The organism is Xanthomonas theicola, assembly GCF_014236795.1.
Classification (GTDB): domain Bacteria; phylum Pseudomonadota; class Gammaproteobacteria; order Xanthomonadales; family Xanthomonadaceae; genus Xanthomonas_A; species Xanthomonas_A theicola.
This window is the reverse complement of record NZ_CP049017.1, coordinates 3,794,996-3,809,682: the sequence shown is the minus strand read 5'-3', so window position 1 is coordinate 3,809,682 and position 14,687 is coordinate 3,794,996. Positions and strand designations below refer to the sequence as shown.

Here is a 14,687-nt window from a genome sequence, read left to right as displayed (position 1 = left end):
GATGTAGGGAGGCCGTCCTTCCGTCCGGCCGGCTGCCTGTGGCGGCATGCGTGATCTCGACTGCGTCCTGCTCCGAACCGCGACTTTAGCCGGCGCGGCGCCAATTGCCCAGCCGGCCGCCGCCGCCGCGCCGGCGGCGGATGCTGCTCGCGATGACCACCGCGGCGCGGCGGGCACGCCGCGCGGGCGGCTCAGCGCACCGTGCCGCCGTCGCGCCTGCGGCCGGAGAACAGCTTGCCGATGCCGCCGGCCAGCGCCATCAGCCCCAGCGCCACCAGCTTCCATGCTTTGGCCAGGACCAGGCCGGCCTTGGCCGCTAGGCCGCCGCCGATCAGCGTGGCCAGGCCATGGCGATCTTGTCGGTGGACGGGTTGTGGTCGGCGTAGCGCGCGCGGCTGTCGAATTCGGCCATCGGCAGCAACTGCCGCATGCCGGCGCGCACCTGCGGCAGTGCGTCCATGCCGGCGATCGCGTTGAGGCTCAGGTCGCCGTGGCGGCCGATTACGCGGATGTCGTAGTTGAGGGTGTGGCCTTGGTTGCCCTGGAACGCCAGATCGCGCGCCCAGTACAGCTTCTTGCTCGCAGCGTCGTAGCGCGGCGGCACCGCCCAGCCGATCAGGTCCACGCTCCCGTAGCCGGCTTCCTTGCGTTGCGTGTTTTCCTCGCGGGTCTCCTTCTGCATGTCCGCGAGCATGTCCTTGTAGTCGATCTTGCTGGCGTCCTCGTCGGACACGTAGCCGTCGTCGGCGCAGGTGACCACCACCGCCCAGCTGCCCTTCTCGTCGAGCGCGGGCTGGCGCGGCACGATCAGGCCGAGAACGGTGTCGTCGGGCGGGTTGCCCCAAGGGCCTATCCCCATTGCGTCAACAGGCCCTTGCCTCCAGCACCTGCCGCGCGTCGGCCTGGCCCAGATAGCGGAAGTCGTGGTTGAGGTCGAAATGCACCTTGGCCTGCGGCATGGCGATGTGCCCGTCCTGGAAATGCAGCGAGGCGACGAACTGTTCGGCGGTCATGCCGTCTGCGGCCACGGCCGGTCCGGCGCTGGCGCCCAGCGCAAGCAGGAAAGCGGCCAGCAGGCCGCGCAGCGGACGTGTCTTGGTCATCGCGAATCCATTCGGTGGCGTCCTCGCGCCAGAGGCGCGCAGTGTCGCGCAAAGCGCCATGCCGCGCCAGTCGTGCGGCCGCCCACCGTGTCGCGCGCGGCTGGCGCCGGCGCGTGCACCGTTGCGGTCTACTGCGGCGCCGGCGCCGCCATGCCCAGGTAGCGATCCTTCAGCCGCACGTAGTGCTGCGCGGAGTAGTGCAGGCTTTCCACTTCCTTGTCGCTGAGCGTGCGTGCCAGCCGCGCCGGATTGCCCAGCCACAGCTCGCGCTCGCCGACCGTCTTGCCCGGCCCGACCACCGCGCCGGCGCCGACGAAGCCGTATTGCTTCACCGTGGCGCCGTCGAGGATGCACGCGCCCATGCCGATCAGGCACAGGTCTTCGATGGTGCAGGCGTGGATGATGCAGCCGTGGCCCACGGTCACGTCGGCGCCGATCAGGGTCGGGCAGCCGGCCTTGTTGAACGGGCTGTGGTGGCTGACGTGGATGATGGTGCCGTCCTGGATGTTGCTGCGCGCGCCGATGCGCACGTGGTTGACGTCGCCGCGGATCACCGTGCCCGGCCACACCGACACGTCCTCGTCCAGCACCACGTCGCCGATGACGGTGCAGGCCGGATCCACGTAGACGCGTGCGCCCAGCTGCGGCGTCTTGTCCAGGAACGGGCGGATCGGGTTCACGGCAGTCTCCGGCGATCGGGCGGGGCATGCGCCAGATCGCAGCGCGCGCCGATGATAGCGCCTGCCCATCAAGGACCCGCACAACCCGGACCAACGGCTCCCCCCCTTTTCCGGGTCCCCGGTCCCCGATCCCGAGTCCCGACAACAGCAAGCATCCCCCCCCGCAACGACCACTTTATCCGATTACCGCACACAAAATCGATATTCGCACTTGAATGATGCAGTGCGATAAAACTAGCTTTGCCTCTCGTTCCAGCGTTCCATCCCCGACGTGGCGAGGGCGGCACTTGCGTGCCGAGGTCGGGTGCAGGGGATGACCGCCGGGAGTGCGCGCCGCGTGGCGGCGCCGATCAACGTCCTTGTGCGGAGATGTGCCCATGCGTCGTATGTTGTCCGGGTGTGCGCTGCTGGCCGCAGCGGTGTTGCCGCCGTGCGTGTCCGCCTACCAGGCCGAGCCGGCGCCGGCGGCGTTGAGCGTGCTCACGGTGGACCGCTATGCCGACGACGGCGCCCCGGGCTCGTTGCGCTGGGCGATCGCCACCGCCAACCAGGCGCCGGGCCGCCATCGCATCGAGATCGCCGCGGTGGGGCGGCCGCCGTACGTGATCCGGCCGGCGTCGCCGCTGCCGGAGATCAAGGGCCCGGTGCAGATCGTGGGCAGCGCGCGCGACGTGGACGGGCAGTACATCGTCATCGACGGTTCGGCCTACGTGCGCGGCAAGGGCACCGACGCCTGCCCCGGCGCGGAGAAAGGCCAGTTCGGCGCCAACGTGCGCGCCACCACGCTGCCCGGGCTGGTGCTGCGCGACACCCAGGGCGTGGAACTGAGCGGCCTGGAGATCCGCAACTTCTGCATCGGCGTGCTGATCAATCGCGCCAGGGGCAACGAGATTCACGACAACCGCATCGTCGCCAACAAGGGCGGCGCCGGGGTGATGCTGACCGGCGACGACGGCAGCGGCCAGTCCACCGCCACCACCACGGTGCACAACCGCATCGTGCGCAACGAGTTCATCGACAACGGCGACGGTCTGGAACTGACCCGTGGCGCGGCCTGGAACCTGGTGGCCGACAACCTGTTCCGCTCCACCGACGCCAATCACGAGCCGTCGCAAGGCATCGAGATCCTGTGGGGCAACGACAACAGCGTGCTGCGCAACCGCTTCGAGAACTACTCCGACGGGCTGCAGATCAACTGGGGCAACCGCAACACCATCGCCGCCAATACCTTCACCGGCAACTCGATCGGGGTCAGCATCAGCGGCCGCGACAACGTGGTCGACGGCAACACCCTCAGCGGCAACGGCATCGGCATCGCGGTGCGCCCGCAGCCACGCAGCGAGGCCAACCGCTTCACCGCCAACCTGCTGACCGGCAACGGCCTGAAGATCGAGCGTTGCCAAGCCGGTGGCGCCTGCGTGCCGGGGCAGCCGCGCGGCGCGATCGTGTTCGGCGTGCCGGGGCTGGAGCATGCCAGCTTCGTCGGCTCGCACGGGCTCGGCGTGGACACCGATCCGTCCAGGTGCGCCAGGATCTGCGCCGCCGGCGAGACCACGGACTGCCAGCCGGCGCCCAACCACGGCCAGGCGCCGCCGCGGTTGCTGGGGCTGCGCGGCGGCGACGGCCAGCGCGAGCTGCAGGGCGAGTTCGCCGGTACCCCGCGCAGCCGCTACACGGTGGAGGTATTCGGCAACCGCGCCGCCGGCAGCGACGAGGCCGAGCGCTACCTCGGCCGCCTCGACGCGGTGGTGGATGGCGACGGCCATGCACGCTTCCGCTATTGCCTGCCGCCGGACAGCGCCGAGCTGGCCAACCTCACCGCCACCGTCACCAGCGCCGACGGCGCGACCTCGCCACTGAGCGCGCCGCTGGCGCTGCTGCGTTGATCGCCATGACCCTGCTTCCGCCCAGCAAGCGTTTCCGCATGTCCGCATCGCCGCGTCCATCCCGCCTGCTGCTCGTCGCCGTGCCGCTGGCGCTGCCCGCCGCGGCCGCCGCGCAGTCCGCGGCCAACGCCAACGCCTACGCCGGCAACACTCTCACCGGCGACTGGGGCGGCACGCGCAGCGCCTGGGCTGCGAACGGAGTGAGCGTCCGCGGCGACTACGTCGGCGAAGCGCTGGGCGTGACCGACGGCGGCTACGGCCGCACGGGCGCGCGCTATGCGCAACAGCTGCGGCTGGGGCTGGACCTGGACATGGGCAAGCTCGCCGGCTGGGATGGCGGCGCCTTCCGTTTCACCCTCAACGACCGCCGCGGCCGCAGCGCCTCGGTGGACCTGATCGGCAACCGCTTCCCGGTGCAGGAAGCCTATGGCGGCCAGTACACGCGCCTGTCCGAGTTCAGCTACGACCAGACGTTCGCCGGCGGCACCTACTTCAAGCTCGGCTACTACGCGATGGGCAACCAGTTCGGCCTGCTCGGCGCCGGCACCAGCGTCGTCAATGCCGCGTTCTGTGCGCATCCGCTGGCGATGTCCGGCAACAGCGGCTGGTACAACTACCCGGTGGCGCGCTGGGGCGGCGAAGTCGCGCAGCAGGTGAGTCCGGCGCTGAACCTGCGCGTGGGCTGGTTCCAGGTCAACCCGAACCTGGCCGGCGACAACGTGCACAACGCGTTCCGCCCGTTCGTCGGCGGCACCACCGGCGGGCTGTTCCCGGTCGAGCTGACCTGGACCCCGGGCAAGGGCACGCGCCACGCCGGCATGTACACGTTCGGTGGCTATTACGACGCCTCGCGCGTGCCGCGCAAGGGCCTGGACAGCCGCGACGCCACCGGCCGCCACGGCGCCTACCTGTTGGCCGAGCAGAAGCTGTACAGCGAGACGGCCGATCCGGCGCGCGGCTTCAGCGTGTTCGGCGAATACATGCAGTCCGACCGCGCCACCGCGCAGATCCGCCGCTGGTACGCGCTGGGCGGCATCTACCAGGGCATCGGCGCGCGCAGCCAGGACCGCATCGCGCTGGGCTATGTCGGCGGCGACATCAACCGCACGCTGGTCGATGCGCGCCGCGCCTGGCTGGTCGAGGTCGGGGTGCCGGCGGACTCGCCGCTGTACGCGCTGAGCGGGGCGGAGGAACTGTACGAACTGTCCTACAGCTTCCAGGCCACGCCCTGGCTGATGCTGCGGCCGGATGTGCAGTACATGGTCAATCCCGGCACCTTCGCCTACCGCCAGACCGACGACGCCTGGGTGGTCGGCCTGCAGGCCAAGGTCACGTTCTGATGCAGGCCGCCGCGTCCCGGCGCGCTGCGCTGCGCCCTCCATCGCTTCCACGAGGTGTTCCGATGACCCTGTTCCCGTCGCGCGTTTGCGCCGCCGCCCTGGCCGGGCTGCTGATCCTGGCCGCGGCGCCGGCGTCGGCGCAGTCCGCTGCGGCGGCAACGACATTGCCGCCGACCAAGGTGCTCGACGTGCGCGGGGTGCGCATCGGCGAAGGCGCGCCCAAGACCATCGTGCCGATCACCGCCGCCACCGCCGACGAGGCGCTGGCGCAGGCCGCGCGCATCGCCGCCAATGCCGATACCGACATCGCCGAATGGCGCATCGACTATCTGGACATCGCTCTCGACCGCAAGGCGCTGGCGCGGCTGGGGCCGCAAGTGGCCAAGGCCCTGCACGGCAAGCCGCTGCTGCTGACCTTCCGCACCAAGGCCGAGGGCGGCGCCAAGCCGATCGCCGACGCCGACTATGGCAAGCTCTATGCGACGCTGCTGAAGACGCGCTTCGCCGACCTGCTGGACGTGGAGATGTTCCGCGATGCGGCAGTGGTGCAGGCGCTGGTCGCGCAGGCGCACGCCGCCGGCGTGGCCGTGGTCATGTCCAGCCACGACTTCGAGCGCACCCCCGACACCGCCGAGATCGTCGCGCGCCTGCAGCGCCAGCAGGCGCTGGGCGCGGACGTGCTGAAGATCGCGGTGATGCCGCACGATGCCGGCGACGTGCTCAAGCTGCTCGACGCCACCTGGCAGCTGCGCCGCCGCAACGACCGCCCGCTGCTGACCATGGCGATGGGCGGCACCGGCGTGGTCTCGCGCCTGTCCGGCGAGACCTTCGGCCAGGTGCTGACCTTCGGCATGCTCGGCAAGGCCTCGGCGCCGGGGCAGGTCGAGGTCGGCCGGCTGCGCGAAGTGCTCGACACGATCCACCAGGCCGCCAGCGCCGCGCGCTGAGCCGATCCCGCCACCCAGGAGTTCCGCCATGAGCCACGCCGCCGCCGCGCCATCCTCCGTCGTGCTCGAGCGCATGAGCGGCTTCCAGTGGATCGCGATCGCGATCTGCGTGCTGCTCAACATGCTCGACGGCTTCGACGTGATGGTGATGGCGTTCACCGCGCCGCATATCTCCGGCGACTGGCAGCTGTCGGGCAAGGTGTTGGGGCTGATGCTCAGCGCCGGCCTGGTCGGGATGGCGATCGGTTCGCTGTTCCTGGCGCCGCTGGCCGACCGCATCGGGCGGCGCGCGGTGATCCTGTGGTGCCTGGGCATCCTGACCGTGGGCATGGCGCTGTCGGCGCTGGCGCAGGATGCGTGGCAGCTCGGGCTGCTGCGGGTGTTCACCGGCGTCGGCATCGGCGGCATGCTGGCCAGCGTCGGCGTGATCACCGCCGAGTACGCCGATGCCAAGTGGCGCAGCACCGCGGTGGCGCTGCAGGCGACCGGCTATCCGGTCGGCGCCACCCTGGGCGGGCTGATCGCCGCGTTCGTGCTCGAGCGCTGGAGCTGGCATGCGGTGTTCCTGCTGGGCGCGGCGGCCTCGCTGCTGTGCGTGCCGCTGGTGCTGCGCTGGCTGCCGGAGTCGCTGGACTTCCTGGTCGCGCGGCGCCCGCCCGGCGCGCTGGCGCGGCTCAACGCGCTGCTGGCGCGGATGCGGATGGCGCCGCTGGCCGAACTGCCGCCGCTGCCGGTGCGCGCCATCGGCGACAGGCAGGGCTACGCGGCGCTGTTCGTCGGCACCCTGCGCAGGCCGGCGCTGCTGATCGCGCTGGCGTTCTTCCTGCACATGTTCGCGTTCTACTTCGTGCTCAGCTGGACCCCCAAGCTGCTGGTCGCCGCCGGCGTCTCGGCGCAGCAGGGCATCACCGGCGGGGTGCTGCTGAACCTGGGCGGCATCGTCGGCGGCAGCCTGTTCGGCTGGCTGGCCTCGCGCCTGCCGCTGTCGCGCCTGACCGTCGTCAGCCTGCTGCTGGCCGGGCTGGGCATGGCGCTGTTCGCCGGCTTCAACACCCGGCTCGGCATCGCCTTCCCGGTGGCGTTGGTGATCGGCGCGGCGCTGTTCGCGGCGATGGCCGGCCTGTACGCGACCGCGCCGGCGGTGTTCGCGCCGCAGGTGCGCAGCACCGGGCTGGGCTGGGCGATCGGCATCGGCCGGCTCGGCGCGATCCTGTCGCCGCTGACGGTGGGCCTGCTGGTGGACCGCGGCTGGACGCCGTCGACGCTGTACGTGGTCTGCGCGGTGCCGCTGCTGCTGGCCGCCGCGGTCTGTCTGCTGTTGCAACGCAGCGCGCGCTGAGCCCGGGCGCCGGCCTGGCGGCGGCGCCAGGACAGGTTGCCGAATGCTGCAGTGCAGCTTTCCATAATGATTATGATAAATAACTATTATTTCAAGTAACGGAAGCGTGCGGCGCCCGGTCCGGGTTGCCGGCGCGGGACGGATCGGACCATAGCGGTTGCGCACCAGTCCGAAGCCGCGGTGTCCATGGCGTGTGGTCGGATCCGGGAGGATGCGGATGCAGCAGCGAGGCAGTGCGTCGTTCTTGCCGGCCATGCCGGCGCCCGCGGTGCGTGCGGCGGCGGCGCCATGCCGCCGCGCGCCGCTGGCGGCGGGGACCGGCGAACGCCTGCGCTATGCTGTGTGCACCGCTTCCCGCACATGGCACACCGCCCTTGAGCAACACGGAACTCCCCGACAGCAGCGCGCCGGCCGAATCGATCGACCAGGCCCGGCTGACCCGGCTGCTCGGCTTCCGGCTGACCCGCAGCGAGCTGCAGATCCGGCGGATGTTCCTGGACTGCGTGCGCGCCTACGAACTCAAGCCGGTCGACTTCTCGGTGCTGGTGCTGGTGGATGCGAACAGCGGCGCCAACCAGCGCCAGCTCGCCGAGGTGCTCGACGTCTCCCCGCCCAGCCTGGCGATCGTGATCGCGCGGCTGATCAAGCGCCGGCTGCTGCGTCAGGTGCGCGGACGCCAGGACCGGCGCATGCAGCATCTGCATCTGACCGCGGCCGGCAAGGCGCTGCTGGACGAGGCCGAGGCCGCGGTGCAGCAGATGGAGGCGCGATTGCTGCAGGCCCTGGGGCCGTCCGCACGGCGCTCGCTGCTGCGCCTGCTCGACCTGCTGGACAGGATCGAACCGACCTGATTCCCGCGGCGCCTGCGCGCCGCCCCGCCGCGTCCCGCTCCACGCTGCCGTGTGCCCCGGCCGGCGCGTGCAGCGCGTGCGGCGTTCTTCTCCCCCCCGCGCTCGGCCGTTCCATCCTGTCCAGGAGAACCCTCGCCGTGAGTCGCATGTCCGCCGCCGTCCCCGCAACGCCGCGTCCGCGGCATCTCGCCTTCGCCCTCCTGCTCTCGCTTGCCGGCGCCCCGGCCTGGGCGCAGAGCGTGCCGCAGACGGTGCAGCTGCCGAACGGGCTGAACACCGGCGGCACCAGCTTCCTGGATGGCTTCACCCGCACCGAGCCAGGCTGGGGAATCGTGCAATACGCACGCTACACGCACCTGGACGCGATCGAGGACGCGCGCGGCAACGACGTGCCGGCGTTCCGCGGCACCGACATCGGCTCCACGCTGCTGCTGACCCAGTTCGCCTACGCCACGCCGTACAAGCTGTTCGGCGGCGTGCTCGGCCTCAACGCGCTGGCGCCGCTGGTCGACCTCCACGCCTCGTTCGCCAGCGACAGCCCGGCGCGGCTGCGCGACAACGGCGTCGGCCTGGGCGACATCACTTTCGGCCCGTATCTGCAGATGCTGCCGACGATGCGCGACGGGCGTCCGGTGTTCATCCAGCGCTTCGAGTTCGACGCGATCGCGCCGGTCGGCAAGTTCGATCGCCACCGCGATCTCAACCAGAGCTCGGGCTACTGGTCGCTGATCCCGAGCTGGGCGTTCACCGTGTTGCCCACGCCGCAGTGGGAGCTCAGCGCACGCCTGAACTACCTCTACAACTTCCGCGCCGACAAGGCCGCCAACGCGCCGCAGCTGGCCGGCTTCGCGTTCCGCAACGGCCGGGCCGGCGATGCGTTCTGGGTCAATTTCACCGGCTCCTACGCGCTGACCCCGGCGTTCCGGCTGGGCGTGAACGGCTACTACCTCAAGCAGCTGCGCGACAACCGCAGCAACGGCGAGCGCGTGGCCGACACCAAGCAGAGCCAGTTCTATCTCGGCCCCGGCGCGTCGTGGCGGATCGATGCGCACAACATCCTCAATGCCAATGTGTACCTGCCGGTGGAGGTGAAGAACGCCGCCTCCGGCAACAACGTCAACTTCCAGTACATCCACGTGTTCTGAACCGGATTTCCTTCTCATGACCCTGCTCAACAAGACTCTCGTGGTGACCGGCGTGGCCTCGGGCATCGGCGGCGAGGTGGCGCGGCTGGCGCGCTTCCATGGCGCGCGCGTGATCGGCGTGGACCGCAACCCGGTCAACATGACGCTGGACGGTTTCCACCAGGCCGACCTCGGCGATCCGGCCGCGATCGATGCGCTGGTGGCGCAATTGCCCGAGCGCATCGACGCGCTGGCCAACATCGCCGGCGTGCCCGGCACCGCGCCGGTGGCGCTGGTGGCGAAGGTGAATTATCTCGGCCTGCGCCATCTCAGCCAGGCGCTGCTGCCGCGGATCACGCGCGGCGGCGGCATCGTCAACGTCGCCTCGATCCTCGGCGCGGAATGGCCGCAACGGCTGGATGTGCATCGCGAACTGGCGCAGACCCCCGACTACGCCGCCGGCGAACGCTGGCTGCAGGCGCATCCGGTGGCGCAGGCCGCCTGTTACCAGTACTTCAAGGAAGCGCTGATCGTGTGGAGCGCGCTGCGCTCGCAGGACTGGTTCGCCGGCCACGACGTGCGCGTCAACAGCGTCGCGCCCGGCCCGGTGTTCACGCCGATCCTCGGCGATTTCGTGACCATGCTCGGGCCGCAGCGCATCCAGGCCGACGCCGGCAAGATGAAGCGCCCGGCCTATGCCGACGAGGTCGCCGAGGCGATCGTGTTCCTCGCCTCCGATGCCGCGCGCTGGATCAACGGCGTCAACCTGCCGGTGGATGGCGGCCTGGCCGCCACCGCGATCTGACCCTTCGTTCTCCCGTCCATTTTCCGAGACCACGCGCCATGAATGTCACCCGCACTCCCCTGGCCCATGCCGCGACCTGGCAGGGCACGCTGTTCGACGGCGACTGGATCGCCGCGGCGCAGACCCTCGAGGTGATCGAACCGGGCTCCGGCCAGCCGCTGTACTCGGTCGGCAAGGCCGGGCCGGCCAAGGTTGGCGCCGCGGTGGCGAAGGCGCGCGCCGCGTAGCGCGCCTGGGCCGCGACGCCGCCGCGCGAGCGCGCCGCGGTGTTGCATCGCGCCGCGGCGATCCTGCAGGAACAGGCGCCCGCCGCCGCGGCGCTGATCGCGCGCGAGACCGGCGGCATCCTGGCCAAGGGCGAACACGAGGTGCGCGAGGCGATCGTGGTGCTGCATCGCGCCGCGGCGATGCCGCTGCATGCCAGCGGTCAGGTGCTGCCGAGCGTGCCGGGCCGCCTGAGCCTGGCGCGGCAGTTGCCGCTGGGCGTGATCGGCGTGATCTCGCCGTTCAACTTCCCGCTGGTGCTGTCGCTGCGCTCGGTGGCGCCGGCGCTGGCGGTCGGCAATGCGGTGGTGCTCAAGCCCGATCCGCGCACCCCGTATGCCGGCGGCTTCGTCATCGCCGAGGTGCTGGCCGCCGCCGGCCTGCCCAAGGGCCTGCTGCACGTGCTGCCTGGCGGCGCCGATGCCGGCCAGGCGCTGGTCGAGGCGCCCGGCGTGCCGATGATCGCCTTCACCGGCTCCACCGCGGCCGGCCGCAAGATTGGCGAGTTGGCCGGCAGGCACCTGAAGAAGGTCGCGCTGGAATTGGGCGGCAAGAACGCGCTGATCGTGCTGGAGGACGCGGACCTGGACCGTGCGGTCTCGGCGATCGCCTTCGGCGCCTACTTCCACCAGGGCCAGATCTGCATGGCCACCGGCCGCGTGCTGGTCCAGCGCGGCATCGCCGCCGAGCTGACCCGGCGCCTGGCCGAGAAGGCGCGGCACCTGCCGGTCGGCGACCCGGCCAGCGGCCAGGTCGCGCTGGGGCCGATCATCGACCAGCGCCAGTTGCAGAACATCGCGGACATCGTCGCCGCCTCGGTCGCGGCCGGCGCGGTGGTCGCGGCCGGCGACAGCTTTGATGGCCTGTTCTACGCGCCGACGGTGCTGTCCAACGTACAGCCGGGCATGCGCGCGTTCGAGGAAGAGGTGTTCGGGCCGGTCGCCAACATCATCGTCTTCGACAGCGACGACGAGGCGGTGGAACTGGCCAACCGCACCGAGTACGGCCTGTCGGCGGGCGTGATCTCGGCCTCGGTGGGCCGTGCGCTGGCGATCGGCGAACGCCTGTACACCGGGTTGCTGCACATCAACGACCAGACCGTAGCCGACGAGGTGGTCAACCCGTTCGGCGGCACCGGCGCCTCCGGCAACGGCACCAGCGTCGGCGGCCCGGCCGACTGGGAGCAGTACACCCAATGGCAGTGGGTCACGATCAAGGATGCGGTGCCGCAGTACCCGTTTTGATTTGGAAAAAGCCCCTCTCCCGTCGGGAGAAGGGAGTCCCCATTCTTCCCCCGCTGAAGGTGATCCACACATGAGCAGCAACACCGAACAAGACACCGTCGCCTATGCCGTCGAGGACGGCGTGGCCTGGGTGAAATTCAACCGCCCGGAGAAGCGCAACGCGATGAGTCCGGCGCTCAACCGCAGGATGATGGAGGTGCTGGACGCGCTCGAGTTCCGCGACGATGTGCGCGTGCTGGTGCTGAGCGGCGAGGGCAGCGCCTGGACCGCCGGCATGGACCTGCAGGAATACTTCCGCGACACCGAGGCGCATGGCCTGGCCGGCACGCGCAAGGCGCAGCGCGAGAGCTATGGCTGGTGGCGGCGCCTGCGCTGGTACCAGAAGCCGACCATCGCGATGGTCAACGGCTGGTGCTTCGGCGGCGGCTACGGCCCGCTGTTCGCCTGCGACCTGGCCTTCGCCGCCGAGGAGGCCAAGTTCGGCCTGTCCGAGATCAACTGGGGCATCCTGCCCGGTGGCGGCGCTTCCAAGGTGGCGGCGGAATTGCTGTCGTTCCGGCGCGCGATGTACCACGCCATGCTCGGCGAACCGATCGACGGCCGCACCGCCGCCGAGTGGGGCCTGGTCAACGAGGCGTTGCCGGGCCAGCGCCTGCGCGCGCGCGTGGCGGAGGTGGCGCGGGCCTTGTCGAAGAAGAATCCGGTGGCGCTGAAGGCGACCAAGGACGTGGTCCGCCGCGTGCGCGAGATGACCTACGAGAACGCCGAGGACTACCTGGTGCGCGCGCAGGAGGCGGCCAACAGCTACGACAACGACGGCCGCAAGGAAGGCCTGAAGCAGTTCCTGGACGAGAAGACCTACAAGCCCGGCCTGGGCGCCTACGACCTGTCCCGGCAACGCCGCGACGCCTGACCACAGCGAGGCCGCGATGGACATGAGCACGACTTCCGCCGCGCCGCCGCTGGGCGCGGCGCGGACCCCGGTGCAGCGCCTGCTGGAGCCGGCCTCGATCGCCATCGTCGGTGCCTCGCCGACGCCCGGCGCGCTCGGCGCCTCGGTGCTGGGCAATCTCGAACGCAACGGCTATGCCGGGCGGATCCACCTGATCAACCCCAAGCGCGAGGAGATCGGCGGGCGCCCGTGCCTGGCGTCGATCGAACAGCTGCCCGACGGCGTGGACGTGGCGGTGCTGGCGATCCCGCAGCCGGCGGTGCTCGACGCGGTGCGCGCGCTGGCCGCGCGCGGCGTGGGCGCGGCGGTGATCTTCTCGGCCGGTTTCGCCGAGGCCGGCGAGGCCGGGCAGGCGCAGCAGCGCGAGATCGCGCGCATCGCCGCGGCGGCCGGCATGCTGGTCGAAGGCCCCAACTGCCTGGGCTGCATCAACTACCTGGCGCGCATCCCGTTGACCTTCATCGAGGCCGAGGTGAGCGCCGAACAGGCCGCGCGCAACCGCGCCGCGCCGGCGATCGGCATCCTCTCGCAGAGCGGGGCGATGATGACGGTGCTCAACACCACCCTGGCCAGCCGCGAGCTGCCGCTGTCCTACGCGATCTCCACCGGCAACGAGGCCGCCAGCCACATCGAGGACTACATCGCGTTCCTGCTCGATCATCCGGGCACGCGGGTGATCGCGATGATCGCCGAGCAGTTCCGCCAGCCGCAGCGGCTGCTGGTGCTGGCGCGGCGCGCGCGCGCCGCCGGCACCCGCCTGGTGCTGCTGCATCCGGGCAAGAGCAGCGCCGCGCGCGAATCGGCCGCCACCCACACCGGCGCGCTCGCCGGCGACCATCAGGTGATGCGCACGCTGGTCGAACGCGCCGGCGTGGTGCTGGCCGACACCCTGGAAGAACTGGGCGACATCGCCGAGATCGCGCTGCGCTGCCAGTTCCTGCCGGCGGCGGGCACCGCGATCCTGGGCGAGTCCGGCGCGTTCAAGGCGCTGTGCCTGGACCTGTGCGAGGACCTGGGCCTGGCCCTGCCGCCCTTGCACGATGCCGATTCGCCGGCGCTGCGCGCGGCGCTGCCGCCGTTCGTCGCGGTCAGCAATCCGCTCGATCTCACCGCGCAGGGACTGGTCGATCCGGACCTGTACCAGCGCACGCTGGCGGCGCTGTTCGACGACCCGCGCTGCGCCTCGATCGTGGTCGGCCTGATCCAGACCGATCCGGTGACCTGCGCGATCAAGCTGCCGCCGGTGCTGCGCGCGGTGCGCGAACTGCGCCCGCGCAAGGCGGTGATCTTCGCCGGCCTGGACGAGGGCGCGGCGTTGCCGGCCGACTATCTCGCCCAGCTGCGCGAACTGGGCGTGCCGTACTTCCCCAGCACCGAGCGCGCGTTGCGTGCGCTCGCACGCCTGGCGGCGCTGGCCGCGCGTGACTTCGACGAAGCCGCGGCGGTGCCGGTGCAGCTCGCCTTGCCGGCGCAGGGCGGGGTGATTCCCGAGCACCGCGCCAAGGCGCTGCTGGCGCCGCTCGGGCTGCCGTTCGCGCCCGGCGAACTGGCCGGCACGCTGCAGCAGGCGCAGGCGGCCGCGGCGCGGATCGGCTATCCGGTGGCGCTGAAGGTGCAATCGGTGCAGCTGGGCCACAAGAGCGACGTCGGCGGCGTGATCCTCGGCCTCGGCGATGCGGCGGCGCTGGCGCAGGGCTGGGAGCGATTGCACGCCAACCTGGCCCGGCATGCGCCGGATGCGCCGCTGGAGGGCGTGCTGGTCGAGGCGATGGCCGAGCGCGGCATGGAGATGATCGTCGGCGCGCGCCACGATCCGCAGTGGGGGCCGGTGGTCCTGGTCGGCTTCGGCGGCGTCGCCGCCGAAGTGATCCGCGACGTGCGCCTGCTCGCGCCGGACCTGCCGGCGGCCTCGGTGATCCGCGAACTGGAACGGCTCAAGGGCGCGGCGCTGCTGCACGGCCATCGCGGCGCGCCGGCGCTGGACGTGGTCGCGCTGGCCGAACTGGTGGTGCGGCTGGGCGCGGTGCTGCGCGCGCAACCGCGCATCCGCGAGATCGACCTCAATCCGGTGGTCGTCTACCCGCAGGGACGCGGCGTGCTCGCGCTGGATGCGCTGATGCTGATCGACTGATCCGGCCGCGCGGCCGGCGTT

Annotated in this window: 10 protein-coding genes and 2 pseudogenes; 10 read left to right on the top strand and 2 right to left on the bottom strand. The window is 71.2% G+C overall.

Annotated elements, in window-relative coordinates; all coding sequences use genetic code 11:
• Window positions 1-191 precede the first annotated feature (191 nt).
• Window positions 192-1,103: pseudogene (locus tag G4Q83_RS24290) on the bottom strand (DUF2167 domain-containing protein).
• Window positions 1,104-1,231: 128 nt separating this feature from the next.
• Window positions 1,232-1,783, bottom strand: a complete 552-nt coding sequence (locus G4Q83_RS17785; protein ID WP_128420357.1) for a gamma carbonic anhydrase family protein — start codon at window positions 1,781-1,783, stop codon at window positions 1,232-1,234.
• A 377-nt stretch (window positions 1,784-2,160) separates the two neighbouring features.
• Here G4Q83_RS17785 and G4Q83_RS17780 point away from each other — a divergent pair, with 377 nt between their 5' ends.
• The 10 genes and pseudogenes from G4Q83_RS17780 (at window position 2,161) to G4Q83_RS17735 (ending at window position 14,666) form a co-directional block, all read left to right on the top strand.
• Window positions 2,161-3,669, top strand: coding sequence for a right-handed parallel beta-helix repeat-containing protein (locus G4Q83_RS17780; RefSeq protein WP_128420358.1), 1,509 nt, complete (start codon window positions 2,161-2,163; stop codon window positions 3,667-3,669).
• A gap of 5 nt (window positions 3,670-3,674) precedes the next feature.
• Window positions 3,675-5,009 (top strand): carbohydrate porin, encoded by a 1,335-nt coding sequence (locus G4Q83_RS17775; protein WP_246432159.1) that lies wholly within the window; start codon window positions 3,675-3,677, stop codon window positions 5,007-5,009.
• Between the two features lie 62 nt (window positions 5,010-5,071).
• A complete protein-coding gene (aroD, locus tag G4Q83_RS17770) occupies window positions 5,072-5,956 on the top strand; it encodes a type I 3-dehydroquinate dehydratase (RefSeq protein WP_128420359.1) in 885 nt (294 codons plus the stop codon).
• 28 nt (window positions 5,957-5,984) lie between these two features.
• Window positions 5,985-7,295, top strand: a complete 1,311-nt coding sequence (locus tag G4Q83_RS17765; protein ID WP_128420360.1) for an MFS transporter — start codon at window positions 5,985-5,987, stop codon at window positions 7,293-7,295.
• Window positions 7,296-7,630: 335 nt separating this feature from the next.
• Window positions 7,631-8,146, top strand: coding sequence for a MarR family winged helix-turn-helix transcriptional regulator (locus G4Q83_RS17760; RefSeq protein ID WP_128420361.1), 516 nt, complete (start codon window positions 7,631-7,633; stop codon window positions 8,144-8,146).
• Between the two features lie 146 nt (window positions 8,147-8,292).
• Window positions 8,293-9,291 carry a SphA family protein gene (locus tag G4Q83_RS17755; protein ID WP_128420366.1) on the top strand — a complete coding sequence of 333 codons (999 nt, stop codon included), beginning with the start codon at window positions 8,293-8,295 and terminating at the stop codon, window positions 9,289-9,291.
• A 16-nt stretch (window positions 9,292-9,307) separates the two neighbouring features.
• Window positions 9,308-10,075, top strand: coding sequence for a coniferyl-alcohol dehydrogenase (locus G4Q83_RS17750; protein WP_128420362.1), 768 nt, complete (start codon window positions 9,308-9,310; stop codon window positions 10,073-10,075).
• Between the two features lie 38 nt (window positions 10,076-10,113).
• Window positions 10,114-11,583 (top strand): annotated as a pseudogene (locus G4Q83_RS17745) (benzaldehyde dehydrogenase).
• A gap of 70 nt (window positions 11,584-11,653) precedes the next feature.
• Window positions 11,654-12,496: a p-hydroxycinnamoyl CoA hydratase/lyase gene (locus tag G4Q83_RS17740; protein ID WP_128420363.1), complete on the top strand. Its 843-nt coding sequence runs from the start codon at window positions 11,654-11,656 to the stop codon at window positions 12,494-12,496.
• Window positions 12,497-12,518: 22 nt separating this feature from the next.
• Window positions 12,519-14,666, top strand: coding sequence for an acetate--CoA ligase family protein (locus tag G4Q83_RS17735; protein ID WP_128420364.1), 2,148 nt, complete (start codon window positions 12,519-12,521; stop codon window positions 14,664-14,666).
• Window positions 14,667-14,687 lie beyond the last annotated feature (21 nt).